Origin of the sequence: Enterococcus sp. AN402 (genome assembly GCF_040719405.1) — a bacterium.
GTDB classification, from domain to species: Bacteria; Bacillota; Bacilli; order Lactobacillales; family Enterococcaceae; genus Enterococcus; species Enterococcus faecalis.
This window is the reverse complement of the sequence record NZ_JBFDTM010000004.1, coordinates 231,856-256,541: the sequence shown is the minus strand read 5'-3', so window position 1 is coordinate 256,541 and position 24,686 is coordinate 231,856. Positions and strand designations below refer to the sequence as shown.

Sequence of the window (24,686 nt, the reverse complement as noted above, 5' to 3'; positions counted from 1 at the left end):
TGGCTTTTCAGCTACCTCAATATTGTAGCACTCCGCTATTATTTATACAAGAGGGAATTTTTTTCAGTTGTTATTCTTGTGAAGATTGTTCTTTTTTTACAGGACAAGCTGTTTGACAATCTTCACAACTTTCCCCTTTTTTGATTCGTCGATAGGTGATGATTCCTGCTGTTCCAAAAATTAAAATGGATAAAATAATTGTTGCCATCCGTTATTACCCTCTTTCTAAAGAAGTGATTGCTTGGACACTTTCTTTGCCTGGCTTTGGTTTTCTTATAAGGAAATAAAATCCAGCTAAAACAACACCCATCGCTAAAAAAGTCCCCAGAGTTAGTGTGCCTTTTTCGACTAACACATGGCCTAATTGATAAATCACAAAACTGACCATATAAGCCAAACCGCATTGATAACCAATGGCTCCTAATGTCCATTTGAGGTCTCCCATTTCACGACGAATTGCGCCAATTGCAGCAAAACAAGGTGCACATAATAAGTTAAAAGTTAAGAACGAATAGGCCGCGACTGGCGTAAAGGTGTGTTGCAGTGCGCCCCAGACTTCTACCCCATTTTCAGAAACATCTTTCACATTGCCAAATAAAATGCCTAAGGTACCAATAATATTTTCTTTCGCTATCAATCCTGTAATTGTAGCAACTGCCCCTTGCCAATTCCCCCAACCTAATGGGATAAATAGCACCGCCAACCCTTTACCTAGAAATGCTAGAATACTTTGACTTTCTGGAACGGGTTGAAACGTCACAGAATAATGGGACATGAACCAAATGAGAATACTGGAAACAAAAATAATCGTGCCTGCTTTTTTTACAAATGAGCGACATCGTTCATAGGCATGTCGAACCACACTTCTAAGCTGTGGCAAATGATAGGCGGGAAGTTCCATAATGAATGGTGCTGGATCTCCCGAAAAATGCTTGGTCTTTTTTAAAGCAATCCCTGACAACACAATGGAAGCAACCCCTAAGAAATAAGCAGAGGGCGAGACCCAACTTTGGTTAGGAAAAAATGCACCTGCAATCAGAGCGATAATTGGCAACTTCGCCGAACATGGCATAAAAGTCGTGACCATAATAGTCATTCGCCGATCGCGTTCGTTTTCAATCGTTCGACTAGCCATCACGCCTGGGACCCCACAACCTGTCGCAATTAACATTGGAATAAACGACTTACCAGATAGGCCGAATTTCCGAAACAAGCGATCCATGACAAAGGCAATCCGTGCCATATAGCCACAATCTTCTAAAAAACCTAAACATAAAAACAGGACGGCCAGTTGTGGTAAAAAGCCTAACACAGCCCCAACCCCTGCAATGATCCCATCTAAAATTAAACTTTGCATCCATGGCGCTACTTGCCATTGCGCCAACCAATTTCCTACAAATTGAGGAACCCATTCCCCGAAAAAGACATCGTTTAACCAGTCTGTCCCCATTGTACCAACCGTTTGAATAGACAAGTAATAGACCAACCACATCACAAACGCAAAGATTGGCAACGCCAACCACCGATTGGTTACCACTCGGTCAATCTTATCACTGTGAGTAAATGTCATTTCTGTTTTTTTCGTCGCACATAAAGCAATTAATCGAGCAATAAAGGCATAGCGTTCATTGATGATAATCGCTTCACTTTCATCTTGAAAGATTTTTTCAGTAATTTGAATGACTTCTTCAATTTCTTTTTCTTGAAAAGAACTCAATAATAATTGCTCTTTGGTTCGAACATCTCGTTCAAAAAGTTTTAAACTATACCAACGCTGTTGCGTTTCAGGAACAGTATTCCCTAAAATATCAACAATTTCAGCAAGTGCTGCTTCTAAGCGATTATCATAAGAAGGATAAATAACCTCTGTCTCTATGGCATTCGCTCGCTGCTTACTTTGTTTTAAAGCATGATCCAACCCACGATTCTTCAAAGCACTAATCTCAACGACAGGCACGCCTAAGCCATAACTTAACTTTTCACTATTCAATGTTTGGCCGTTTTTTTCCAACAAATCCATCATATTTAACGCACAAACAACCGGTAATCCGGTTTCAATTAATTGTGTTGTTAAATAAAGATTCCGTTCCAAATTGGTCACATCGAGAATATTCAAAATCACTGAAGGTTGGTCCTCCAAAAGATAATCTCGTGCCACAATTTCTTCAGGCGTATAAGGAGAAAGAGAGTAAATCCCTGGCAAATCTTGAATAATGAGTGTCTTATCTTTCTTTGCCACCCCCTCTTTGCGTTCCACAGTCACCCCTGGCCAGTTTCCAACATATTGGTTGGCTCCTGTTAACATATTGAACGTTGTCGTTTTACCGCTATTAGGGTTGCCGGCTAGTGCAATTTGCTGAGTCATTCGCTTTCCTCCTTTTCAACCAAGATTAGTTCCGCTTCACTTTTTCGTAACGTTAGTTCGTAGCCACGTACATTGATTTCAATTGGATCAGCTAAAGGAGCTACTTTACGAATAAAAATTACTGTTCCTTTTGTTAAACCCATGTCCATCAACCGACGTTTCACCGCTCCTTGTCCGTGGATCCCTACTATTGTAGCGCGTTCTCCAACTTTCAAGGTATCTAAGGAGACCCAAACTTTCTCATTCGCCGAGCGCTCCTCCACATGAATCGCTTGTAAAATCGTATCTGTCAGCGCAATTCGACTATTATGTAATAAAACAATACCATTTTGATTCTGATAATTGACAAGGACAACTGCTTGGCCTGCAACGACACCTAAATTGTTCAGATGTTTCTTTGTCTGAACATCTGCTTGGACGCTTTCGACTGTATAGACTTTCCCAACTTCTGCCTGCGCTAACGTAATCATTTACTTTCCTCCATGTGAAAAAGTTTCAAACGAAAATGAGAATCGTTCTCAATTAAAAGAATACGCTTGCTTACACGGAAAGTCAATGAATTTCTGGATGTATCTCCTGTTTTCTTCTATTTTCCTTCTATATAGAGACACTTTTTTCAGGTTACTATTTTTGAAAAAAGTCAGCTCTTGTTTTTTATGTTACTAGCTACTATAAAATTCCACTCATTCAATAACAAATCCGCTTATTTTTTCTTCTTGTGCCTAACTCAAATGTCAACACAATATTTAGTGTTTTTTCACTAAATGTTCTCTTTCAAAATTTTAATTTTTTTGTTTGTCAAACACTGACCAATGTGTTTTTTCTCCCAAAAACGAGGATTCACGTGTTTTCATTTTTCTTTCAAAAACACAAAAACTAGTATTATGAGAAAAACGCACCACAATATATAGTGTTAAAGTGTTGACTTTTTTCTACATAGATTTATACTAGTCTATGTAGAAAAAAAGAGGAGGAACTTTCAATGAACGTAAAAATCTTTTCAAAAAATAACTGTATCCAATGTAAAATGGCGAAACGTTTCCTAAGTGAAAATAACATCGCTTTTGAAGAAATCAATATCGACGCACAACCAGATGCTATCGACTGGTTAAAAGAACAAGGGTTCCAAAGCGTACCGGTAATCACATCTGAAGCAACAACCGTTGTTGGCTTCCGTCCAGACCAATTAAAACAATTGGCTAGCTAAGATGAAACTTGTTTATTTTTCAGTCACCGGTCAAACAAGGCGCTTTATTAAAAAATTGGATTTGCCTGCTTATGAACTTGAGCCAGCGAATCCTTTTTTTGAAATAAATGAGCCTTTTATTCTTGTCATTCCTACCTATGATGCAGAAATTACAGAGGTAGTGAATGACTTTCTTGATTATAAAAGTAATCAAGAACTGTTAGTTGGTGTAGCTGGTGGGGGCAACCGTAATTTTGCTGAATTATTTGTCTATACCGCCAAAGATATTGCCCGCGATTACCACGTTCCGCTTCTATACTCCTTTGAGTTTAGCGGAACAGACGAAGACGTGGAGACCTTTAAGAAAGTAGTGGAAGAAATTGAGTCTAAAAGAAATTAAAGATGTCAGCTATTTCAAACTGAATAACGAGATTAACCGTCCTGTTGATGGTCAAATCCCTTTAAATAAAGATAAAGAAGCACTCGCAGCCTTCTTTAAAGAAAATGTAGAACCGAATACACGTAAATTCAGCTCTGCTGAAGAAAAAATCAACTTTTTAATGAAAGAAGATTTTATTGAAACTGAATTCATCGAAAAATATTCAATGGACTTTATTGAAAAATTGTATGCTTTCTTAGATGAACAACATTTCCAATTCAAGTCTTTCATGGCGGCTTATAAATTTTATTCTCAATACGCTTTAAAGAACAACGCCGGAACAGAGTATTTAGAAACATATGAAGATCGAGTTGCCTTTAATGCCTTGTATTTTGCGGATGGCGATGAAGAGTTGGCTTTAACATTGGCGGATGAAATGATCCATCAACGGTATCAACCAGCCACACCTTCTTTCTTAAACGCTGGGCGTAAACGTCGAGGTGAATTGGTTTCTTGTTTCTTAGTTCAAGTAACAGATGATATGAACAGCATTGGGCGTTCAATTAATTCTGCCCTTCAATTATCACGAATCGGCGGCGGCGTAGGAATTACTCTTTCAAACTTACGTGAAGCGGGCGCACCAATCAAAGGTTATGATGGCGCAGCAAGTGGTGTTGTCCCTGTTATGAAATTATTTGAAGATAGCTTTAGCTACTCTAACCAATTAGGTCAACGTCAAGGTGCTGGTGTGGTTTATCTAAACGTCTTCCATCCAGATATTGAAATGTTCTTATCTGCTAAAAAAGAAAACGCTGATGAAAAAATCCGTGTAAAAACGTTGTCTCTTGGTGTTATTGTTCCAGATAAATTTTACGAATTAACACGTAACAACGAAGATATGTATTTATTTAGTCCTTATAGTGTGGAACGTGAATATGGTGTGCCTTATTCCTATGTAGATATTACCAAAGAATATGATAACCTAGTGGCCAATCCAAACATACGTAAACGTAAAATTAAAGCCCGTGACTTAGAAAATGAAATTTCTAAATTACAACAAGAATCTGGCTATCCTTATATCATCAATATTGATACTGCTAACAAAAACAATCCGATTGATGGCAAGATTATCATGAGTAACTTATGTTCTGAAATTCTTCAAGTTCAAACGCCTTCTGTTATTAATGGGAAACAAGAATATGAAGTTTTAGGAACAGATATTAGTTGTAACTTAGGTTCAACTAACATTGTTAATTTAATGGAAAGTCCTGACTTTGGAAAATCTGTCCGCGCTATGACGCGTGCGTTAACTTTTGTAACAGATGCTTCTGAAATTGATGTCGTGCCAACTATCCAAAATGGAAATCGTTTAAGCCATACAATCGGACTAGGCGCAATGGGCTTACACACCTTCTTCGCTAAAAATCATATGGAATACGGCTCTGAAGAATCATTAGACTTTACAGACATTTATTTCATGTTATTAAATTACTGGACTTTAATGGAAAGTAACCAAATTGCGAAAGAACGTAACCAAGTCTTCCATAATTTTGAAAAATCAGATTATGCTTCTGGTGCTTACTTCGATAAATATATTGAAGGCAACTTTACACCAAAATTTGATAAAGTGAAAGAAATCTTCAAAGACATTCAGATTCCAACGGCTGAAGATTGGGCTGCGTTACGCGATGCTGTGAAAAAAGATGGTCTTTATCATCAAAATCGTTTAGCCGTAGCGCCAAATGGTTCAATTTCATATATTAATGATACTAGTGCCAGCATTCATCCAATTACTCGCATGATTGAAGAACGTCAAGAGAAGAAAATTGGTAAGATTTACTATCCAGCGCCTTATTTAGCTAATGATACAATCCCTTACTATACTTCTGCTTACGACATGGATATGCGCAAAGTGATTGATGTCTACGCAACAGCGCAACAACACGTTGATCAAGGAATGAGTTTAACCTTGTTTATGCGTTCAGAAATCCCTGAAGGCTTGTATGAATGGAAAGAAACACCAAAACAAACAACCCGTGACTTAAACATTTTACGTCATTATGCGTTCAACAAAGGGATTAAATCAATTTACTATATTCGTACATTTACAGATGATGCTGAAGAAATTGGCAGCAATCAATGTGAGTCTTGCGTGATTTAATGAAAAGCACTTAAATAAGGCGTTCTGCTTGAGCGTCTTATTTTTTAGGAATGTTCTCTTTTTAAACAGGACATTTTCAGATATACTGGACAAAGAAGAACGGCTGCATGCTCCTATTTGGACTCTGTAGAACGTTTTAAGCGAAGAAACGAGACAACTAGTCAAACAGACTGCTGTCCCAGCATACAGGAGGAATAACCATGGCAACGTATTATGAAGCAATTAACTGGAACGCCATTGAAGACGTCATTGATAAATCCACTTGGGAAAAATTAACCGAACAATTTTGGTTAGATACACGGATTCCGTTATCCAATGACTTAGATGATTGGCGGACTCTTTCCGATTTAGAAAAAACTACTGTCGGCTACGTTTTCGGCGGTTTAACTTTATTAGATACTGTTCAATCAGAAAGCGGCATGGATCAACTGAGAAATGATGTGCGGACGCCCCATGAAGAAGCCGTCTTAAATAACATCCAATTCATGGAATCTGTCCATGCCAAAAGTTATTCTTCTATCTTCAGTACATTAAATACAAAAAAAGAGATTGATGATATTTTTGAGTGGACAAATACCAACAAACATCTGCAATATAAAGCAGAACGGATTAACGAAATTTATAAAAACGGTACTCCGTTAGAGAAAAAAATTGCTAGTGTATTTTTAGAAACGTTTTTATTCTATTCTGGGTTTTACACTCCTCTTTACTATTTAGGAAACAATAAACTAGCGAACGTCGCTGAAATTATTAAATTGATTATCCGTGATGAATCAGTGCACGGCACGTATATTGGCTATAAATTCCAATTAGGATTTAATGAATTACCAGAAGATGAGCAAGATAAACTAAAAGACTGGATGTATAATTTACTTTACGAATTGTACGAAAACGAAGAACGTTATACAGAAGAATTATATGATGACTTAGGTTGGACCGAAGAAGTAAAAACCTTTTTACGTTACAACGCCAACAAAGCTTTAATGAACTTAGGTATGGATCCCTTATTTGCGGATACAGCCAATGATGTGAATCCGATTGTAATGAATGGTATTTCGACAGGAACTAGCAACCATGACTTCTTCTCCCAAGTAGGAAATGGCTATTTACTAGGAACAGTTGAAGCCATGAAAGATGATGACTATCTTTACGGTTTAGATAAATAGCAAAAAGCTAGAAACGATTAACGTTTCTAGCTTTTTATTTTACCAACTTCCTGAGGCACCGCCACCGCCGAATGAGCCGCCACCGAATGAACCACCACTGCTGCTACCAGAACTACTATGATTAGACGGATTGTATTGTGAGTTTAAATAAGCATACGTCAAAACACTACCATCATAACTATATAAAGTATCTCCTACTAATAAACGCCCAAAAGATTGTTTTTTTGCATTTGGATATATACTTAGTAAAGAACCACGCTTAGTGGCACGTCTTATTTTCCCTTTTGTGGCAAATAACGTTGCTCCATTAAGATATAAACAATAAAAAGAAGTCTTTTTCATCTTATTTAATACTTCCTTTGTCTGTTCTGAGTTATTTAGGACAGCCTTTGTTGGTAAACAATTCAAATAATCTTGATACATTTTTTTAACAAGTTTTCTTGTTCTTAAAATTTGTAAAATATAAACAGCACAAATGAGCATCCCAGCAATACTTGCCATTAAAAGAACATTTCTTTTCGTTGTATTAGTGTTTAACTCTGTTTGTATATTTGTTAATTCATTATCCACTTGTGCGGTTTTTGAATTGATTGCAGCCGATACTTGATCAATAATTTTATTGAGACCTGTATTATAATCCTCGTCTCTAAAAGCCTCTTTTACTTCTTCATTATTAATAATATCATCCGCATAGCTATCCGTTAAAATACTCTCTAAGCCATATCCAACTTCCAAGCGAGACTCGCGATCCTCAATTGCCATTAGAAAAACCACACCATTATTTTTTTCACGATCCCCTACACCTAATTGATTAGCAATCTTATTGCTGTAAGATTCAACAGATTCCCCACTAGGTAACGCAGGAACGGTAATAAGCATAAATTGTGCGCCATTCGCATTTTCCAACAATTGTTGATTCAATTGAAACATTTTCTGTTTAAGTTGATTTGAGACAATACCTGCATTATCTGAAACATAGATATTAGCATCATTAATGTTCAACTGCCCATTCGTTCCAGTAATTGTCACTAATTCATTTTCACCAGTTATTTCTTGTTTAAAAAAGTTATTTATTGTTGTCTGGGTTGACGCTTCAGTCATTTTCCCTGCTAAAATATCGTCTCTCTTTTTTTGTAAGGCATGTTGCTTCTCTCTCAGTGCAGTTTGTTTTGCTTCATAGGAGATTCCCTTTCCTTCATGCCAAGCAGCCATTCCTAATATTAAAATCATACTTAAACTAATTACCACAACAATCGTTGTATTCCGCTGATGCTTTTTATAAAACAAACGAACTTTTTCTTGAATTTTTTCGACTTTTTTATCCAACCTTCCTCACTTCTTTCTTTTTAACCCAAATTTTCTACAAATTTTTTATTTAAATTCCACTTGTGGCACTTCTTTTCCCTGCTCTGTCGCAACATAGTTAGTTTTCTTCTCAAATCCTAAAAGTTTTGCAATTATTTTATCAGGGAATTTTGAAATCTGTTGGTTATATGTTTCAACAGCTTGTATATAGTTACGGCGTTCAACAGAAATTCGATTTTCAGATCCTTCTAATTGAGTCATTAAGGTTTTGACATTTTCAGAAGAAGCTAACTTTGGGTAATCTTCATTCAATACTGTAACAAAATTACCTAATCCTTTTTCAATTTGCTCATTTGCTTGCCCTTTTTCAGAAGAAGATTTTGCTCCTGCGTATGCTTTACGTGCTTCCGTTATTTCTTTTAAAACTTCTTTTTCTTGAGTCATACTGCCTTGAACACTACTGACAAGATTAGGAATTAAATCAGCCCGTCTTTGCATTACATTCTCTACTTGTGACCATTCTGCTTCGACTTTATTATCTAAAGTAATCAATTGATTATAAGCTTTCATCACAAATGCACCAATAATCACAACGACAACAACAATAATACTAAGAAATTTATTTTTTTTATTCATCTTACTTATCACCTTTCTTTCTAACTCGTAATACAATCATAACTCTTTTGTAATCTTTTTGAAATATTAAACTTAAAAAATCAGTCCTAGGTCCTAGAAGAAAACCGCCATAAGCATTTTAACTTATAGCGGTTGTCATTAATTATAAATAGATGTTTCTACACATTAATCAATCGTAATTTTGTTACATTATTTGAAACAGATAGATCTTCGATAACATCGGCATACGTTAGGCCTTTAGGCAAATCAATAGTATAGATATTCGTATAGATTTTTGTATCATCCACCCAAGAAACATTGAAGTTCACATCATAAATTTCAATATGTTTTTCTTCAAAATACTGATTAATAAATTCTTTGGTTTCTTGTTTATGTTGATAGCGAATTTCTAATTTTTTGATTGTTGGTACGTGAATAATTCGTTTGACAATGGTTAAGGCAAATAATACACCGATAAAACTTGTTAAGGCAATCGTATAGTAGCCCATGCCCACCGCGATCCCTAAACCAGCAACGGTCCATAGTGACGCTGCTGTCGTCAATCCGGTGACACTTTGTTTCGTTACAATGATGGTTCCAGCACCTAAAAAGCCGATTCCACTTACAACTTGTGCAATCAACCTTGCTTGATCTGAACGAATGACCCCCGTCAAAGCCGGATTAGCTAACGCATCTTTCAATGCATTGATTGCAATTTGCGACTGAATTAACGCAATAATAGCCGCGCCCATACAAACTAAAATGTGAGTGCGCATCCCTGCTGGGCGATTCTTATATTGTCTTTCAAAACCAATTGCGCCACCCATCACCATCGCTAGGACTAACCGTAAAATAATTTCTGGAATTGTTAGCTGTAACATCCTTTTCACCTCTTCTTCTATTACTTCCAGTATAACAAAAAAAGAACTTGAAACATAAGGAAATCCTTATGTTTCAAGTTCTTTTTCATCAACGATTATAATTTACTTGCAGCTGCATCATCAATGATTACAACAACATCTTGATGGTTTTGTAATGCACTTGCTGGCATGTCTGTTGTTACTGGTCCGTCAATCATTCCTTTAATGGCCTCTGCTTTTGCTTCGCCATAAGCCATTAAAATCATTTTTTTACCTTTCATGATTGAGCCAATCCCCATAGAAACAGCACGTGTTGGGACATCTTCTACTTTGTCAAAATAACGTTTGTTTGCGTTGATTGTTGATTCAGTCAACTCAACGACATGTGTTAAGCTATCTAGAGGTGTGCCTGGTTCGTTGAAACCAATATGTCCATTTTGACCAATACCTAAGATTTGGATATCTACTGGATGTGCATCAATAATTTTTTCATATTCTGCGGAAGCAGCATCTAAATCTTCTGCTTTACCATTTGGTACAAATGTTTCTTTAAATGGTTTTTTGTCAAATAAGTGTTTGTTCATGAAATAACGGTAACTTTGCTCATCTTCGCCACCTAAACCAACATATTCATCTAAGTTTACAGAAGTCATTTCTGTAAAGTCGACATCACTTGCTGTCATTTCTTTATATAATGTTTCTGGTGTACTACCTGTTGCTAAGCCTAAAACTTTCGCACCATTGTTCATACCTTCTTTAATTAATTCAAACGCTTTTTTGCCGCCTTCTTCTGCATTTGCTACACGGATAATTTGCATTTTGACACGCTCCTTACGGTTTATTTTGGTATAGTCCAATTATAACACCTTCTGAAAAAAATTTCTAGAATAAAAGAAAAAAACTTCTATTTCCATCAGAAATAGAAGTTTTCGAGCTTGTTTAACAGATTAATATTGTGGTGCGTTGGGATCCACATACGTATTTGGATCAGCATAAGCGTTTGGATCTGTGTACGTATTTGGGTCAACGTACGTATTCGGATCATAGGCTCCTTCTGCTGCTTGTTGCGTATTGCCGTTGTATTCTGTTTGTCCGGCTGTGGTGTCCGCTGTGCTACTCGAACTAGTAGAGCTATTGACACTTGAATCACCAGATTCACCAATCAGTGCAGTATCTGTAACAGCATAGCTAAACTGATTATAAAAGGCTAAATCTTTTTCACGTTCAGAAGCATGTTCTTTTAAACCAAGTTGTTTTCTAAGCGTTGTTTGTGTTTTATATAAACTATTTGGATCTAGGACTTGATAATAAATATCATCAATGGTTGCACTGTATCCTTGTAATTGTTCTGAGTCAATTGTTTTAAAGGCAGATAAATATTTTGATTGGATGTCCATCATGTCATCCCAAGTTAAGTCTGTTTTTACGTTGGCTTCAACAGCATCAAGAATTTTTCGATATTTTGAAACACCGTCAAAACTCATGACTTTGCGCACAATTTTCTCAACAACTTCTCGTTGGCGGCGTTGACGACCCACATCTCCTTCAGGATCTTCGTGACGCATCCGCGCATAAGCCAAACCTGTCGTGCCATCTAACTTGATTTTACCTGCTGGAACAGTAATACCGTCCAACGTAAATTCACCAATCGTATTATCTACTTCAATACCGCCTACCGCATCAATCAGGTCTTTTAATCCTTTCATATTGATGGATACATAGTGATGGATGGGAATATCCAGTAATTCTTGAACTGTATTAATCGCCATTTCGGCGCCACCAAATGCATAGGCATGGTTCAATTTGTCTTGTGTGTCATTTCCAACAATATCTGTTAGAATATCTCTATCCAAACTGATCATTGTGGACTTGTTTTCTTTCGGGTTGATGGTTACAACCATTGTAGTATCTGAACGACCTTGTTCTGTTCGGCCTAAATCGCCTGTGTCAATCCCCATTAAAAGAACAGAGAATGGTTCTTGCGCATCAATATTGGCCGTGGCTCCTTTATTGGACTTACGGTTAACTGATTGATAGATCCCATTAATTGTTGAATTGGCATCTGAATACATCTTAATCCCGTAAGCACATACCCCAGCTACTACCACTAGCAAGACGCTCAAGAAGCCCAGTACTACTTTTTTCCATAGTTTCATAAGACACTTCCTCGTTTATCTAAGAATAATTCTTAATTCATGCCCTTTATTTTCTCATAGTTTGCTTATTCAAGCAATATTTTTTATTTTTTGGAACAAGAACTTAACACAATTGTAAAATAAAAGAGCGCTTTATCAAGGAACAATTGTTATTTTTGAGAAAGTGTTTGCAAAAATTCTTGATAATGTTTCTGTTCATTCGTTTCAGTGATAGTTATTTTCTCAAATGCACCATTTAGTAAATCAGTCAGTGATCCTTCAATCAAATGCGTAATCGTGGCATTCCCAATTAATTCCATCCAATAACTGCCATCTGACGTTTCGTGGACGACTGTTTTCACCATACCTCCAGCATTTTTGACGGTTATTTCTTCATAAAAAACACCATCTTTCAATAACGTATAAAGTAAACTACTTGCGCACATGGCTGTCCCACAAGCACTTGTAAAACCTACACCACGTTCATACGTTCGAACAAATAGTTGATTTTTGCCAAGAATTTCAACAAAACTCACATTTATCCCTTCTGGAAAATATGGATTTTCATTATTTACATAGGAAGCGATTCGTTCAAATTCTGGACCATTTAAGGTTTCGTGATCCACAAATGCTACAAGGTGCGGATTAGGCACTGCTACCGCTGTAAAGCGAATGGTTTTAGATAAGGCTGGTACAATTTCATCAATTAATGTTTGGACCCCTAAATGCATTGGGATAGTGACTGCTTCAAAACTTACTGGCGAAATTTCCACTTGGTAAGTCGCTACTTCTTCAGCTAAATTGGGGGCTTGACGTACTTTCAAATCTGCAAACATTGTTTCAACTGTAAATGATTTTTCTTGGTTTTTTTCAGCTAAATAACGGGCAACCGTACGCAAGCCGTTCCCGCACATGCTTGCTTCACTACCATCGCTGTTAATCACTCGCATTCTAGCATTGGACGTGCCGTGAGTCCCTTCTCCTACCAAAAGTAACCCATCTGCTCCCGCCAATAATCCTGTTTCCCGCGAACATAACTGGATGCGCAATTGCTCAATTTCCTCAGCGGTTAAAGAGCGCTCAAACTGTGTCTCATCCAATAAAAAGAAATCATTTTCTGACCCGTGTACTTTTTGCATCATAACATTCATTTTTTTAGCTCCTTCTTTATGTATCCGTTATCTTTCCCTACTTACTTTAGTATGCCATAAACGAACAACTATTTCGACCCTGGATTTGTAAAAGGAAAGAGTCAAATGACAGCCGTCATTTGACTCTTTCCTTCACAATTGGCAAACTTATTTTGCTGCTGCAAAAAGTTCGTTTACTTTATCCCAGTTAACAACGTTCCAGAATGCTTCAATGTAATCTGGACGAACGTTTTTATATTTTAAGTAATACGCATGTTCCCAAACGTCAAGACCTAAAACAGGTGTTTGGCCATCCATTAATGGTGAATCTTGGTTTGGTGTTGAAGTGATTTCTAATTTACCGTTATTCACAACTAACCAAGCCCAACCTGAACCAAAGCGGCCAGTTGCAGCTGTTTTGAAAGCAGCTTTCATTTCATCAAAGCTACCAAATGTTTCATCGATTGCTTCTTTAATAGCGCCAGTTGGTTGTCCACCAGCATTTGGTGCCATAATTTCCCAGAAGAATGTATGGTTTGCGTGACCGCCACCATTGTTACGAACGGCAGTACGGATATCTTCAGGAATAGCATTCATATCTGAAATTAGGTCTTCTACAGATTTTTCGCCTAATTCTGGATGTTTTTCAATCGCTGCGTTTAAGTTAGTCACATAAGTGTTGTGGTGTTTATCATGGTGTAAGTGCATTGTTTCCACGTCAATGTAAGGTTCTAATGCATCATAAGCATATGGTAATTCTGGTAATGTGTAAGTCATTTTTTAAATCCCCCTATTTTTTAGTATGTAACATACGTCTTTCATACAACTATTATGATAACAGAGTGAACCGCTTTCTACAAAATAGTTTGCTTGCCAAAAGAAAAGTTTTACAAAAGAGGGAGATTACCTTGTGTTTCCCTCATAAATTCGCTAGAATGACCTGTAGAAGAATGATGTGAGGAGTAAATAAATGAATACATTGCAATTATTTAAGCAGGCCTTTTTTTCAGTTTCAGAATTACGGCATGCGAAAAAAATGGCGTTTTGGAAAGTAATTCTCTATGCTGTTTTTTTAAGTGCTATTTTAGCACTACCTATTACCAAACAAGTCTTTTCTGTGCTACAAGAGGTGCAACAAGATGGCCAAAAAATTGCAGAAAAGTTGCCTGACTTTTCTATTGAAAATGGCACGTTGCAAACAAAGGCTAAAGAATCTGGCTTTATTTATCAAACCGACTCGATTATTTTTACGTTTGATCCAGATGGAAAGCGTACAGCCGCTGATGTCCAAAAAGATTTAATTGGTAATGCGTTTGGTTTGGCTTTTTTACAAGATGAATTTGTAGTCGCCTTACCAAATTCAGGCGCAACTGAATCAATTCTAGGCACCGACCAATTTATCTTCCCCTATAGTAAAGGAACCTTAGATGGCGTTAACGCTCAGAGTATCAAGACTGCGCTAAGTGAAGCAGCGATCCCCTGGTGGACAAAACTTATTGTCTTTTTAGTGGCTATCTACCCTGTTCTAATCGGTTTAGTTTTAGACTTACTGATTGCCGCTATCGGTGCATCTCTCTATTCAAAATTACGTTTTTATTCTTTACGTTTGATTGATTGTTTAAAAATTATTACGTATTGTGCTACCGTGCCAGTCATCTTAAGTGCTATTTTAAACTTCGTAAATCCGATGTTTAACGATGGCATCCTAGTTATTTTACTAAGTCTGTTCTTTTTCTTTGTCACAACCAAAAACGAACCACGGAATATCCCTGGTTCTTAAAAAAAGAGCCTGGGACAAAAATCACTTTGGATTTTTGTTCCAGGCTCAAAACCTGATAAACGGCGGGAACAGAACCAACTCCTTCGGAAATAAGCCGAAATTCTCCAAAAATTAAAAAGCAATTTTCGGAAATTCCTTCTTATTTCTCGGAGCTAAACGGTTCCGTCCCGACCTCTTTCTATTCTTCAAATTCTTCTTCATCTGTTAATTCAGGTAAGTCAATCGTAGTCACCGCAGATTGGCCAATTTGCGTTAAATATGCAGCTAATTCATCCACATTTTCCACAGGTGAGACGGCTGCTTCAATTGCCATTGCTAAATTAAGTCCAGCGACTACTCGCAATTGCGGATAAGTGCCCATGGCCATCATAGCCACATTACAAGGTGTTCCTCCTTTTAAATCAGCTAATACAAGCGTCGGGACATTGCCAGCTTCTTTTAAGATTGCTGCCAGTTTTGCTTGCGTGCCGCTCAAGCCATCTTCTGCGGTCATTGACACAATCGCAGCATCTGCTAATTCCCCGACAATCATTTGAGTAGAAGCTAAGGTTTCTTCTGCCATCCGTCCATGGCTCATTAAAATTAATTTTGGTTTCATCATATCCTCCTAAAAATACTGCTGATAAATTTTTGTTCGTGCTTTCAGAAAACCACGTTCTTCACGAGTGGGATGAATCCGATTCGTCAACAAAATTAGGGCTTCTTTGGTCTCTTTTTTCATACCAATCGCCGTTCCAGTAAAGCCAGTATGATACAAATAGTCTGCCCCAGCTTGCGTCTTTTTCACTTCCCAACCAAATGTACGTCCCCCTTGGTTCATAGACCAGAGAGCATCGAACATTTTTTCAGAAAATAATGGTTTGCCAGACGGGTAGCGATTGTTCATAAAACACTGAACAAAAGTGAGTAAATCTGGTAAAGTTGCAAATAACCCTGCACTGCCGATTGGCGCTTTTAGTTGATAGGCTTTCGAATCGTGGACCACTCCCTGAATAACGCCGCGTTGTTTTGTAATCTCTGTGGGCACTGCCTGGGCAAAATCGCTGACCGTAAAACTTGTATGCTGTAGGTTCATTGGTTGAAATACATATGTTTGAAAGCTCTCTTCTAATGAGCAGCGATCCAATACTTGAATAATTTCTCCCAATAAGTAATACCCTAAATCAGAATAAGTGGTTTTCCCTCGTTCAGATAACGAATGCGTTAAAATGATTTCTTGCAAGCTTTTTTTTGTGACATTTTTCTTATCGGCAACATCAGCTGGCAGTCCGCTCTGATGCAGTAGAAGCTCCCCAATCGAACAAGATAGTCCTTGATAATCAGGTAGGATTTCCCCCACAGTGGTTGAAAAAGCAAGCTGATTTGTATCGATTAATTGTAACATTCGACTTGTTGTCCCAATAACTTTCGTTAAGGACGCTAAATCATACAGGCTAGCTGATGAAACCTTTTGTCTTGCAAATGGACCAGTATTACCTAAAAAGCCCGTATACTGTTCTGATAAGCTACCTTCTGTAATCGTTCCCCAAGCGACACCCGGAACGACTTGCTGATTAATCAGTCTCTGAATTGTTTCTTGAATTGCGATTTGATTCATTGTTCACCACTTCTATGCTAAAACTTCTGAAATCCGTCCGTCATGTTCTGCTAATAGTTGTTTGGCTTTTTGAAAATCAACGTGGGCTTTCGCCATTACAATGGCTGGTGCCACTTCTAGCTGTGCTGCCTCCAAGTATTCTTTGGCTTGCGATTCCTCGATTTCTGCTGCTTCTTTAATGATATTCGTGGCACGTTGAATTAATTTTTCGTTCGTTGGTTGTACGTTGACCATCAAATTTTGATAGATATTCCCTACTTTAACCATAATCCCTGTTGAAAACATATTTAACACCATTTTCTGTGCTGAACCCGCTTTCATTCTAGTTGATCCTGTAATGACTTCCGGTCCTACAATTGGCGCAATCCCAATTTCCGCCAATTGATTCATCGGACTTTGATTATTACAGGTAACTGAAATGGTTAGAGCGCCCACTTTTTTTCCGTATTCAATTGCGGAAACAGCATATGGTGTCCGACCACTAGCAGCAATCGCAATTACGACATCTCGGGCGGTCAATTGATGTTGCGTTAAATTTTCGATAGCTAATTCTTTCGAGTCTTCAGCGCCTTCAATTGCTTGATACATTGCTTTTTCACCACCAGCTAAAATACCAAATGCGCGTTCTGGCGACACACTATATGTGGGCGTTAATTCAATCGCATCCAAAGCCCCTAAACGTCCAGACGTTCCTGCACCACAATAGATTAAACGGCCCCCTTTTTTAAATCGTTCTGCCGCTGCATCAATTGCTGCAGCAATCTGCGGAAGCACCTTTTCAATTGCTTGTGCTACCTTTTGGTCTTCTTGATTTATTAAAGTCACCATCTCTAATGTTGACACTTGGTCAATCTTTTTAGTCGCTTCATTTCTGGCTTCTGTCGTTAATCCTTCTAAGTTCATTTGCTTGCACACCCCTACTTCTCTTTTAGACGGCTGACAAGTTGACTCGTTTCAATCATATTACGTTCAATTTCTGTGTCTAAATCATCTTGAATTGAACCTAAATACAGAACATCGCCAATTGCCATTGACGAAGCAATCGATGAAATAGCCCCCACTCGAATGAGGTGCTCATTATTGGGGACTAAAAGAACTTCATCGCTCAATGATCGCACGTTTTCTCCATCGTTACTGGTAATAAAAATAACCGTTGCGCCTCTATTTTTGGCAATTTCACAGGCGATTAAGGCTTCTTTTGTCAAACCACTATAGGAGACCGTGATCAAAATGTCTTGTGCCGTTGCATAATTTAAAAACTCCAACATCATGTGACTATCATAATTAAAAATCGCTTGGCGACCAGCGCGGTTAAACTTGTGATAAAGATTATAAGTCGTTAAAGAAGAGGCACCAATTCCAACCAAATGAATTTTTTCCGCTTTTTTAACATGCGCGATTGCTCGTTCCAAGGCTTGTTTATCCACTGTATAAAATAAATCCTCAATCGTAGCATTTAATAAAGATTCCACTTTCATACAAATAGTATCCACCGAATCATCCGCCGCTACAATTGGATCAATATCTTTTTTACCGTTACTGGCAGCTTGTACCGCTGCAATGGATAGTTTTAACTCTTCCCAGCTGTCAAACCCTAATTGTTTAGAAAAACGGGTAACTGACGCCGGAGAAGTTTCGCTATTGCTAGCAATTTCGTTTGCTGTTAATGAGAGAAGACGGGTCGGATCCTTCAGTATATAGTCTGCGATTCTCTTATTTACTTTGGAAAAGTCCTTATATTTTTGTCTGATTGAACGGATTGGTTCCATCTTCTCATCTCCATTTCTATTTTATGAAAGTTAAAATTGCTTCGTTTGGTTCAGAGGGGATCATCTGTGCGGTAATAGTCACCCCATTATCTGTTAAACGACGAACGGTTTGAATATCTTCATCGGTTAATGCAACAGATTTTTTAATTGCTCGACTGCCTTCTTTTTGAGAAATATTGCCGACATTGAAGCTCTGCAACGGAACACCGCCATCAATTAAAGCCGCCATATCTGCAATGTCTTTCGTAATTAAAAAGACTTTTTCTTCATCATAATTGCCTGCTAAAATTTTTTCAATCGCTTTACGTTTTGATAAAATGGATAATTTAACTCCTGCAGGCTTAGCCATTTTTAAGGCACCAATTTGTAATTGATCTTTGACAGCGGCATCATTTACTACCATGATTCTTTGTGCGCCAACCGTATTCGTCCAAACGGTTGCAACTTGTCCGTGAATTAAACGCTCATCTACTCTTGCATGTACAATTGTCATAATAAATCTCTCCTATTATATACTATTTTTTTAAAATAAACCGCCAACCCAAGCCAACATTGGTTGTAAATTGCCTAAAACCATGCCAATTAAAATTAAAACAAAGATTAGCCGTGTTGAATTCATTTTCTTTTTCCCTAGTAACCAATAGGATAAAAGAACAATCCCTAAAGGAATTAATGCGGGTAAAATTTTATCCAACATTTCTTGAACAGATAATGTTACATCTCCCATTTTATAAGTTAAATCTAATTTGTAAGTAATTACCGAAGGAATCAAACCGCCGACCACCGTTAACCCTAAAATAGCTGCACCTTGTGTAAACAATTTCATTTTATCCGCAAATTCTGTCGCAATTTTTTTCCCTTGATGGTAACCAATCCAAGTGAATTTATAGCGAACCCATAGGACCACTGCTCCGGCAATTAACGGGATCAGTAACCCAACAACCTGGCCCCCTTGCGCCATGTAAGCTGCAATCGAAAAAACAATCGCACGATAAATCGCGATAAAAATGGTATCACCAACACCAGCAAACGGACCCATTAGACCTGTTTTCAAGCCAGTAATGGCCGTTTCATCTTCAATGCCGACTTCTTCTTCCAAAGCCATATCAGCTCCGACAATTAAATGCGACATGGCTGGCGTTGTATTCATAAAGCCAAGATGTGTCTTCAAGGCTTTCTTCATAGCTACTGGATCTTCACTGTATAGTCGCTTTAATGCAGGCATCATCACCCAAGCGTAACCAAGTCCTTGCATTTTTTCATAGTTCCAGCCCCACTGATAGCCAAAAAGATTACGGACGTAAACTTTATTAATATCCTTTTTTGTTAATTTGTTAGTCATCAATCTCAACCTCCTCATCATCTTCGTAAATAACCGTGCCACTTGTTGTAGCTGCGCCGCCTTTGTTATGATTCATCACATAAATCGCTGCTAAAGCCAAGCCAACCAGTGCGACACCTAAAACTGAGAAGAATTGGGCCCCATAAGCAAGTAACACGAACCCAATAATAAAATAAGGCCAGTATGTTTTAATTGGCAAGTACCGCATTAAAATAGCAATCCCCATCGCTGGTAAAATAGCACCTGCTGCTTTTAACCCATTCATCACCCAAATAGGAATCCAATTATTGATAGCGTTTACAACTTGTTCACCAAAAGCTAGGCCAATAAAAACTGGGATGACACGAGAAATCGTCCAAGGAAAAATTCCTAAAACATTGCAGCGCTCGACCCCTTTATAATTGCCTTCTTCCGCATAGCGATCTGCTTTGTGTTGGAAAAACGTATTAGCCATTCTGCCTAAAATATCTAGTTGTGTTAATAATAACCCAATCGGAACCGCAACTCCGATACCATACTCTGCCCCTTTCCCTGAAATGATTGCATAAGCCGTTCCCATAATGGCCCCCGAAAGAAAGTCTGGGACTGTTGCTCCTCCATAAGTCGCTACGCCTAATGTCATCAATTGAAGCGTTGCCCCAATCATCAAACCTGTTTGAACATCTCCTAAGACTAGGCCAGTAAACGTTGCAGCAAACAATGGTGTATATGGACCAATCTGAATAGAAATTTGGTCAAGTACACCAACAACTGTGTAAAGACATAAAATCAAAATAATACCAATCGATACTGTCATGCTTTCTCATCCTCCTTGAATGCGTTTTCTTTTTTTGTATTTGTAGAATACCATTAAAGAAATATCATTTCAAGTTCTTTTTAAAAATATTTTTAAATGAAATTATATTTCTTATATAATTTTTGTGCTATACTAAAAGAAAACGGTTTAGGAGTGATTATGTGCGGGTTTTGCTGATTTATTTCATAACTATTTTTCTATCCAATACAGTTGGTGCGCTCTCTGGGATGGGTGGAGGCGTCATTATTAAGCCTGTTTTGGATTTTCTTGGGTTCCATTCGTTAAATAGTATTGCGTTCTATTCAAGTGTCGCTGTTTTTGTCATGTCCATTTCTTCGACTTATAAACAGTATCAAAATGGTGTCCAAATTGAATGGAAAAAAGCCGCGAGTATTTCGTTTGGTTCCTTAGTCGGCGGCATGTTAGGTGATTTACTTCTTAATCAGGCGATTGCACTAGCACCAAATGAAGAAAAAGTACAACTAATCCAATATATCATCATGTTGCTGACCTTGGTTTTGGTTCTTCTCTACAATCAATTTTCCAACTGGCACTTACACCTCAACGGATTGAGCATTTTTCTGATTGTCGGATTAGGCTTAGGGATTCTATCAACCTTTTTAGGCATCGGTGGCGGTCCCATTAATGTAGCTTGCCTTATTCTCTTTTTTGGAATGGATATCAAATCAGCAACTGTTTATTCCATCATTACTATTTTTTTCTCCCAACTCGCCAAACTTGGCAATATCGGCTTGACCACAGGGTTTGCGGTTTTTGATTTGACAATGCTTTGGGCTATTATTCCTGCCGCTTTATTCGGTGGTTATGTCGGCGGTCTTTTCAGTAAAAAATTATCCCAACAACGGGTCGCCCAAATTTATAGTTTAGTTGTTTTTTTAGTTATTTTGTTAAATATGTATAATTTGTGGACTGTTATCTAAAAAAGAAGCGCTTTGTCGTATAGACAAAGCGCTTCTTTTTTAATTAAATCACTGTTAATTTAACATCTATATTATTTCTTGTTGCTTTAGAATATGGGCAAATTTCGTGGGCTTTTTTAACAAGTTCTTCTGCTTTAGCTTGATCTACCCCATCAATATGAACTTCTAATTCAGCACCAACGCTAAACCCATCTTCTCCTTGGAATAAGGAAACACGTGCAGTTACTGTACTTTTACCTTCGACTTTTTCTTGATCCATCACTAATTCTAACGCACCGTTAAAGCAAGCACTGTAAGCCGCTGCGAATAATTGTTCTGGATTTGTTGTATTTTCTTTCTTGACACCTGGCGAAGCAACCGCATAAGAAAATGATTTATCCGGTGAGTGAACTTCTCCTGCACGTCCACCCGTATTAATGATAGTTGTTTCATAGATTTTTTTCATGTAAATTCCTCTCCTTTGTAAAGTTTTACACTTCTGAGAACTTTTTACTTACATAGTTATTGTAGGAAACTTTGCCAGATACAGCAAACGTTGTGCTTGTGAATAATAAAAAATAACATTTAACGTTGTATTTTTGACGTAGAAAAAGAACCCATTCTATGATAGGATAAAGTGAACTTGTACATTTGTACACAAACTATTTTACAAAGGAGACTTTCCCTTGACACACTTACTTGATTATCAACCATTAAACCTCTACACAAACTATCAAGAAGCCGCAGAAAAAACACCAACTGTTCCAATTATTTTTGATGAATCTTTGCCTGCTTTTCCTGCACTTGGCTTAGAAACAACTTATGGTGAAAGCCATCAAGAAATTTTGAAACGGGCATATCAATTAGCCGCTTTAGGTGTAAAAAAAGGCGACAAAATTATTATTTATAAAAGTCCTAAATTCGACACGTATTTACTAGCTGTTGCAGCCTCATATCTAGCAGCCGTTCCTGTAATGGTTTCATACCATTTACCTTTTGAAACAATTGAAGTATTCGTTGATCGTTTAGAAGATCCTTATATTTTATTTGATGATGTGACTGCTGAAAAAGTTCAAGCTGTTCGTAACAGCTCTGACAATAAAAAACTTTCGGTTGCTTCTCTTTTAGAAGCTGATGCCACGGAAGTTCCTCAAGACGAACTGACTAAAGACGAAATTGCCTACATGACTCACACCTCTGGAACAACAGGTATTCCTAAACTTATCTGTCATTCCAATCACTCTATGGGTTGGCGTACAAAATGGCAAAAAACCATTTTTACAAAAATTGCTGAAAAGAAATTAGTTGGCTTTCATATTTCGCCAGTTCATTCTCGTTTTAACATTGGCGTGTCTTCTTTAATGGCTATGGGCTTCCCTATGATGCCTTTAGCAAATGCTTCGAGCGAAAAAGTCGCTGAAATGTTCAGCACCTATCAACCAATCGCTGTAGAAACACACCCCAATAACTTCGTTCAATGGGTTCGTTTGGCCAAAGAAAAACCTGAAGCCTTCGCTAGTGTCCATTATTATCATTCTACTTTTGATGCAATTAACAACGCTACAATGGTGGCTTTCTTAAAAGCATCTGCTGCCAATGAACCAATTTTCCTACAAGTTTATGGACAAAGTGAATGCGGGCCAATGATCTTACGAGCGCATACTTTAGAATCCCTAAAAGATTCAGATGCTCGTGACATGGGTGTTGGTTTAGAGGATTTAACACAAGCTCGAATTACCGATGAAAAAGGACAAGTTTTACCTGCGATGACGGACGGCCATATCCAATTCTTATCAAAAGGACGGGCCTTAACATATTACAAAGAAGATGCCCGCTTTGCAGAAAATGTCTACGGCGAATGGTGGGACAGCGGCGATTACGGGATGTTAGATGAACGCGGCCACTTATTCTTGAAAGATCGCCAAGTAGATCTAATTGAAAACATCGACAGTAATTTAGCTATTGAAGATCATTTATTGGATGCATTAGATTTCTTAGAAGAAGTGATTATTGTCCGTGGTAAAGAAAATGAACCTCAACCAATTTTAGCGGTTGTCCCTGGGGAAGAAATGGATTGGGACGCTTGGTGGACACAAGTAGCCGATTTACCACATTTAAACGAACCTATCATTATGGCTTTTGATGAAATCCCTCACACAGCTACTATGAAAGTGCAACGTTTACAACTAGAAAAATGGTTGAAAGAACAATAAAATAAGATTCTTTGTCAAATAACGTTGGTCAAAAGAACGTTTAGGCCAGCGTTGGAGCAAGTGGAGCAGAAAGCTAAAAAGTTAACTCGTTGTAGGTTATCTTAAGCTTTAAAAAGAGGAGCAGTCGTCGTTTTGACGGCTGCTCCTCTTTCTTTTGTCTACCGTTAATTAAATCCTTTTTGTGAAGAACTTGACATGGGATGGTTCCCACAAATTATACTTAGCTTATTCAAAGAATGGAGTGAGCAAGTATGAAAATTTTAATTAAACAAGATTTCGACACGATGAGCGAATGGGCAAAAATGTTACTTCTAAGCACGATGAGTCAAGATAAACGAGTGAATTTATCAATTACCGCTGGCAAAACGCCAACACTTGTTTACCAAAAATTAGCCTCGATTGTGAAAAATTCATCTGACTTTGATAATGTTCATTATTATAACTTTGATGAAATCCCCGTTCCTCATCAAAAGGAAGGCATTACTCTGACAGATTTGCGGACGCTGTATTTGACACCTGCAGAAATATCCGAGCAAAACATCCATCCATTAACTGTTGAAAACTTTCAACAACAAGAACAACGGATTGCTGACGCAGGCGGCTTAGATTTGATGTTAATTGGCTTAGGAGCAGATGGTCATTTTTGTGGGAACATGCCCACTACCACTCATTTTAAAAATGAAACCTATCAAGTGACCGTCACTGGTTCAGAGCCTTGGTTTGTTCCTGAAATGATGCAGCCAGGCATGACCTTTGTTACGATGGGGCCAGCCAGCATCATGAAAGTTAAGCACCTTGTCCTAATTGTAAATGGTGAAAAAAAAGCTCAAATGGTCAAACAAGTACTCCAAGGACCTGTCACAGAAACGTATCCTGCTTCTATTCTTCAACTCCATCCAAATTTAACGGTTCTCTTGGATGAAGCCGCAGCGAGTCAATTAGAAAAATAAAAAATTGCGCCTAGATT

26 protein-coding genes are annotated in these 24,686 nt (G+C 37.8%); 8 read left to right on the top strand and 18 right to left on the bottom strand.

What is annotated here, in order from left to right; genetic code table 11:
* Window positions 1–70 precede the first annotated feature (70 nt).
* The 3 genes from AB1I62_RS02685 to AB1I62_RS02675 are packed head-to-tail and all read right to left on the bottom strand — an operon-like array spanning window position 71 to window position 2,835.
* Window positions 71–208, bottom strand: a complete 138-nt coding sequence (locus tag AB1I62_RS02685) for a hypothetical protein (protein WP_002355364.1) — start codon at window positions 206–208, stop codon at window positions 71–73.
* A gap of 6 nt (window positions 209–214) precedes the next feature.
* On the bottom strand, window positions 215–2,365 hold the full coding sequence (feoB, locus tag AB1I62_RS02680) for a ferrous iron transport protein B (protein ID WP_002355363.1): 2,151 nt from the start codon (window positions 2,363–2,365) through the stop codon (window positions 215–217).
* Window positions 2,362–2,835 (bottom strand): FeoA family protein, encoded by a 474-nt coding sequence (locus AB1I62_RS02675; RefSeq protein ID WP_002355361.1) that lies wholly within the window; start codon window positions 2,833–2,835, stop codon window positions 2,362–2,364. Before AB1I62_RS02675 ends, feoB begins: the two co-directional genes overlap by 4 nt.
* A gap of 512 nt (window positions 2,836–3,347) precedes the next feature.
* Between AB1I62_RS02675 and AB1I62_RS02670 the strand changes: the two genes are divergently transcribed.
* The 4 genes from AB1I62_RS02670 (at window position 3,348) to nrdF (ending at window position 7,257) form a co-directional block, all read left to right on the top strand.
* Entirely contained in the window at window positions 3,348–3,572 is a 225-nt protein-coding gene (locus AB1I62_RS02670; protein WP_002355360.1) for a redoxin NrdH, read from the top strand.
* A 1-nt stretch (window position 3,573) separates the two neighbouring features.
* On the top strand, window positions 3,574–3,951 hold the full coding sequence (gene nrdI, locus AB1I62_RS02665; RefSeq protein WP_002355359.1) for a class Ib ribonucleoside-diphosphate reductase assembly flavoprotein NrdI: 378 nt from the start codon (window positions 3,574–3,576) through the stop codon (window positions 3,949–3,951).
* Window positions 3,932–6,091, top strand: a complete 2,160-nt coding sequence (gene nrdE / locus AB1I62_RS02660) for a class 1b ribonucleoside-diphosphate reductase subunit alpha (RefSeq protein WP_002355358.1) — start codon at window positions 3,932–3,934, stop codon at window positions 6,089–6,091. Before nrdI ends, nrdE begins: the two co-directional genes overlap by 20 nt.
* Before the next feature lie 200 nt (window positions 6,092–6,291).
* Window positions 6,292–7,257: a class 1b ribonucleoside-diphosphate reductase subunit beta gene (nrdF, locus tag AB1I62_RS02655; protein WP_002355357.1), complete on the top strand. Its 966-nt coding sequence runs from the start codon at window positions 6,292–6,294 to the stop codon at window positions 7,255–7,257.
* A 39-nt stretch (window positions 7,258–7,296) separates the two neighbouring features.
* Here nrdF and AB1I62_RS02650 read toward each other — a convergent pair whose 3' ends face one another.
* The 7 genes from AB1I62_RS02650 to AB1I62_RS02620 all read right to left on the bottom strand — a co-directional run bounded on the left by AB1I62_RS02650 (window position 7,297) and on the right by AB1I62_RS02620 (window position 14,079).
* Complete coding sequence (locus AB1I62_RS02650) at window positions 7,297–8,583, bottom strand: YgcG family protein (RefSeq protein ID WP_048737407.1); 1,287 nt, start codon at window positions 8,581–8,583, stop codon at window positions 7,297–7,299.
* A gap of 45 nt (window positions 8,584–8,628) precedes the next feature.
* Window positions 8,629–9,198 carry a LemA family protein gene (locus AB1I62_RS02645; RefSeq protein WP_002386098.1) on the bottom strand — a complete coding sequence of 190 codons (570 nt, stop codon included), beginning with the start codon at window positions 9,196–9,198 and terminating at the stop codon, window positions 8,629–8,631.
* Window positions 9,199–9,356: 158 nt separating this feature from the next.
* Window positions 9,357–10,058, bottom strand: a complete 702-nt coding sequence (locus AB1I62_RS02640) for an MgtC/SapB family protein (RefSeq protein ID WP_002355354.1) — start codon at window positions 10,056–10,058, stop codon at window positions 9,357–9,359.
* Window positions 10,059–10,153: 95 nt separating this feature from the next.
* Window positions 10,154–10,855 carry a glucosamine-6-phosphate deaminase gene (nagB, locus tag AB1I62_RS02635; RefSeq protein WP_002355352.1) on the bottom strand — a complete coding sequence of 234 codons (702 nt, stop codon included), beginning with the start codon at window positions 10,853–10,855 and terminating at the stop codon, window positions 10,154–10,156.
* A 129-nt stretch (window positions 10,856–10,984) separates the two neighbouring features.
* Window positions 10,985–12,193 (bottom strand): LCP family protein, encoded by a 1,209-nt coding sequence (locus tag AB1I62_RS02630; RefSeq protein ID WP_002393688.1) that lies wholly within the window; start codon window positions 12,191–12,193, stop codon window positions 10,985–10,987.
* Window positions 12,194–12,342: 149 nt separating this feature from the next.
* Window positions 12,343–13,323: a diaminopimelate epimerase gene (gene dapF / locus AB1I62_RS02625; protein WP_002367903.1), complete on the bottom strand. Its 981-nt coding sequence runs from the start codon at window positions 13,321–13,323 to the stop codon at window positions 12,343–12,345.
* 147 nt (window positions 13,324–13,470) lie between these two features.
* Window positions 13,471–14,079 carry a superoxide dismutase gene (locus tag AB1I62_RS02620; RefSeq protein ID WP_002361201.1) on the bottom strand — a complete coding sequence of 203 codons (609 nt, stop codon included), beginning with the start codon at window positions 14,077–14,079 and terminating at the stop codon, window positions 13,471–13,473.
* Window positions 14,080–14,272: 193 nt separating this feature from the next.
* Between AB1I62_RS02620 and AB1I62_RS02615 the strand changes: the two genes are divergently transcribed.
* Window positions 14,273–15,082 carry a DUF1189 domain-containing protein gene (locus AB1I62_RS02615; protein ID WP_002355344.1) on the top strand — a complete coding sequence of 270 codons (810 nt, stop codon included), beginning with the start codon at window positions 14,273–14,275 and terminating at the stop codon, window positions 15,080–15,082.
* 178 nt (window positions 15,083–15,260) lie between these two features.
* Here the strand turns inward: AB1I62_RS02615 and AB1I62_RS02610 are convergent, their stop codons facing one another.
* The 7 genes from AB1I62_RS02610 to AB1I62_RS02580 are packed head-to-tail and all read right to left on the bottom strand — an operon-like array spanning window position 15,261 to window position 20,586.
* Entirely contained in the window at window positions 15,261–15,680 is a 420-nt protein-coding gene (locus AB1I62_RS02610) for a PTS sugar transporter subunit IIA (RefSeq protein WP_002363016.1), read from the bottom strand.
* Window positions 15,681–15,689: 9 nt separating this feature from the next.
* Window positions 15,690–16,679: a serine hydrolase gene (locus AB1I62_RS02605; RefSeq protein ID WP_048737092.1), complete on the bottom strand. Its 990-nt coding sequence runs from the start codon at window positions 16,677–16,679 to the stop codon at window positions 15,690–15,692.
* A gap of 12 nt (window positions 16,680–16,691) precedes the next feature.
* Entirely contained in the window at window positions 16,692–17,582 is an 891-nt protein-coding gene (gene murQ, locus AB1I62_RS02600; RefSeq protein ID WP_016615938.1) for an N-acetylmuramic acid 6-phosphate etherase, read from the bottom strand.
* 14 nt (window positions 17,583–17,596) lie between these two features.
* Window positions 17,597–18,448: an SIS domain-containing protein gene (locus AB1I62_RS02595; protein ID WP_002355339.1), complete on the bottom strand. Its 852-nt coding sequence runs from the start codon at window positions 18,446–18,448 to the stop codon at window positions 17,597–17,599.
* Window positions 18,449–18,464: 16 nt separating this feature from the next.
* Window positions 18,465–18,941 (bottom strand): PTS sugar transporter subunit IIB, encoded by a 477-nt coding sequence (locus AB1I62_RS02590; protein WP_002355337.1) that lies wholly within the window; start codon window positions 18,939–18,941, stop codon window positions 18,465–18,467.
* 30 nt (window positions 18,942–18,971) lie between these two features.
* Window positions 18,972–19,808, bottom strand: coding sequence for a PTS system mannose/fructose/sorbose family transporter subunit IID (locus tag AB1I62_RS02585; protein WP_196782459.1), 837 nt, complete (start codon window positions 19,806–19,808; stop codon window positions 18,972–18,974).
* Window positions 19,783–20,586, bottom strand: coding sequence for a PTS sugar transporter subunit IIC (locus AB1I62_RS02580; protein WP_002358431.1), 804 nt, complete (start codon window positions 20,584–20,586; stop codon window positions 19,783–19,785). The genes AB1I62_RS02585 and AB1I62_RS02580 overlap by 26 nt, the downstream gene beginning before the upstream one ends.
* Window positions 20,587–20,756: 170 nt before the next feature.
* On the opposite strand from AB1I62_RS02580, the gene AB1I62_RS02575 reads away from it, so the two are divergent.
* Window positions 20,757–21,527, top strand: a complete 771-nt coding sequence (locus AB1I62_RS02575) for a sulfite exporter TauE/SafE family protein (protein WP_225581367.1) — start codon at window positions 20,757–20,759, stop codon at window positions 21,525–21,527.
* A gap of 43 nt (window positions 21,528–21,570) precedes the next feature.
* Here the strand turns inward: AB1I62_RS02575 and AB1I62_RS02570 are convergent, their stop codons facing one another.
* Window positions 21,571–21,972, bottom strand: coding sequence for an organic hydroperoxide resistance protein (locus tag AB1I62_RS02570; protein WP_002355332.1), 402 nt, complete (start codon window positions 21,970–21,972; stop codon window positions 21,571–21,573).
* A 220-nt stretch (window positions 21,973–22,192) separates the two neighbouring features.
* On the opposite strand from AB1I62_RS02570, the gene AB1I62_RS02565 reads away from it, so the two are divergent.
* The gene (locus AB1I62_RS02565; protein WP_002375856.1) at window positions 22,193–23,719 is read left to right on the top strand and encodes an acyl-CoA synthetase; all 1,527 of its coding nucleotides are present in this window, start codon (window positions 22,193–22,195) and stop codon (window positions 23,717–23,719) included.
* Between the two features lie 251 nt (window positions 23,720–23,970).
* Window positions 23,971–24,669 (top strand): glucosamine-6-phosphate deaminase, encoded by a 699-nt coding sequence (locus tag AB1I62_RS02560; RefSeq protein ID WP_048737096.1) that lies wholly within the window; start codon window positions 23,971–23,973, stop codon window positions 24,667–24,669.
* Window positions 24,670–24,686: the final 17 nt, after the last annotated feature.

What these genes read in the sequence shown, in the direction of transcription:
- AB1I62_RS02615 (WP_002355344.1), top strand. Translation starts at nt 14,273, where the DNA reads ATGAATACATTGCAATTATTTAAGCAGGCCTTTTTTTCAGTTTCAGAA.
- nrdI (WP_002355359.1), top strand. Translation starts at nt 3,574, where the DNA reads ATGAAACTTGTTTATTTTTCAGTCACCGGTCAAACAAGGCGCTTTATT.
- AB1I62_RS02610 (WP_002363016.1), bottom strand. Translation starts at nt 15,680, where the DNA reads ATGAAACCAAAATTAATTTTAATGAGCCATGGACGGATGGCAGAAGAA.
- AB1I62_RS02685 (WP_002355364.1), bottom strand. Translation starts at nt 208, where the DNA reads ATGGCAACAATTATTTTATCCATTTTAATTTTTGGAACAGCAGGAATC.
- AB1I62_RS02590 (WP_002355337.1), bottom strand. Translation starts at nt 18,941, where the DNA reads ATGACAATTGTACATGCAAGAGTAGATGAGCGTTTAATTCACGGACAA.
- murQ (WP_016615938.1), bottom strand. Translation starts at nt 17,582, where the DNA reads ATGAACTTAGAAGGATTAACGACAGAAGCCAGAAATGAAGCGACTAAA.
- AB1I62_RS02580 (WP_002358431.1), bottom strand. Translation starts at nt 20,586, where the DNA reads ATGACAGTATCGATTGGTATTATTTTGATTTTATGTCTTTACACAGTT.
- AB1I62_RS02640 (WP_002355354.1), bottom strand. Translation starts at nt 10,058, where the DNA reads ATGTTACAGCTAACAATTCCAGAAATTATTTTACGGTTAGTCCTAGCG.
- AB1I62_RS02595 (WP_002355339.1), bottom strand. Translation starts at nt 18,448, where the DNA reads ATGGAACCAATCCGTTCAATCAGACAAAAATATAAGGACTTTTCCAAA.
- AB1I62_RS02630 (WP_002393688.1), bottom strand. Translation starts at nt 12,193, where the DNA reads ATGAAACTATGGAAAAAAGTAGTACTGGGCTTCTTGAGCGTCTTGCTA.
- AB1I62_RS02570 (WP_002355332.1), bottom strand. Translation starts at nt 21,972, where the DNA reads ATGAAAAAAATCTATGAAACAACTATCATTAATACGGGTGGACGTGCA.
- feoB (WP_002355363.1), bottom strand. Translation starts at nt 2,365, where the DNA reads ATGACTCAGCAAATTGCACTAGCCGGCAACCCTAATAGCGGTAAAACG.
- AB1I62_RS02670 (WP_002355360.1), top strand. Translation starts at nt 3,348, where the DNA reads ATGAACGTAAAAATCTTTTCAAAAAATAACTGTATCCAATGTAAAATG.
- AB1I62_RS02675 (WP_002355361.1), bottom strand. Translation starts at nt 2,835, where the DNA reads ATGATTACGTTAGCGCAGGCAGAAGTTGGGAAAGTCTATACAGTCGAA.
- nagB (WP_002355352.1), bottom strand. Translation starts at nt 10,855, where the DNA reads ATGCAAATTATCCGTGTAGCAAATGCAGAAGAAGGCGGCAAAAAAGCG.
- nrdF (WP_002355357.1), top strand. Translation starts at nt 6,292, where the DNA reads ATGGCAACGTATTATGAAGCAATTAACTGGAACGCCATTGAAGACGTC.
- AB1I62_RS02585 (WP_196782459.1), bottom strand. Translation starts at nt 19,808, where the DNA reads ATGAGGAGGTTGAGATTGATGACTAACAAATTAACAAAAAAGGATATT.
- dapF (WP_002367903.1), bottom strand. Translation starts at nt 13,323, where the DNA reads ATGAATGTTATGATGCAAAAAGTACACGGGTCAGAAAATGATTTCTTT.
- AB1I62_RS02620 (WP_002361201.1), bottom strand. Translation starts at nt 14,079, where the DNA reads ATGACTTACACATTACCAGAATTACCATATGCTTATGATGCATTAGAA.
- AB1I62_RS02560 (WP_048737096.1), top strand. Translation starts at nt 23,971, where the DNA reads ATGAAAATTTTAATTAAACAAGATTTCGACACGATGAGCGAATGGGCA.
- AB1I62_RS02645 (WP_002386098.1), bottom strand. Translation starts at nt 9,198, where the DNA reads ATGAATAAAAAAAATAAATTTCTTAGTATTATTGTTGTTGTCGTTGTG.
- AB1I62_RS02605 (WP_048737092.1), bottom strand. Translation starts at nt 16,679, where the DNA reads ATGAATCAAATCGCAATTCAAGAAACAATTCAGAGACTGATTAATCAG.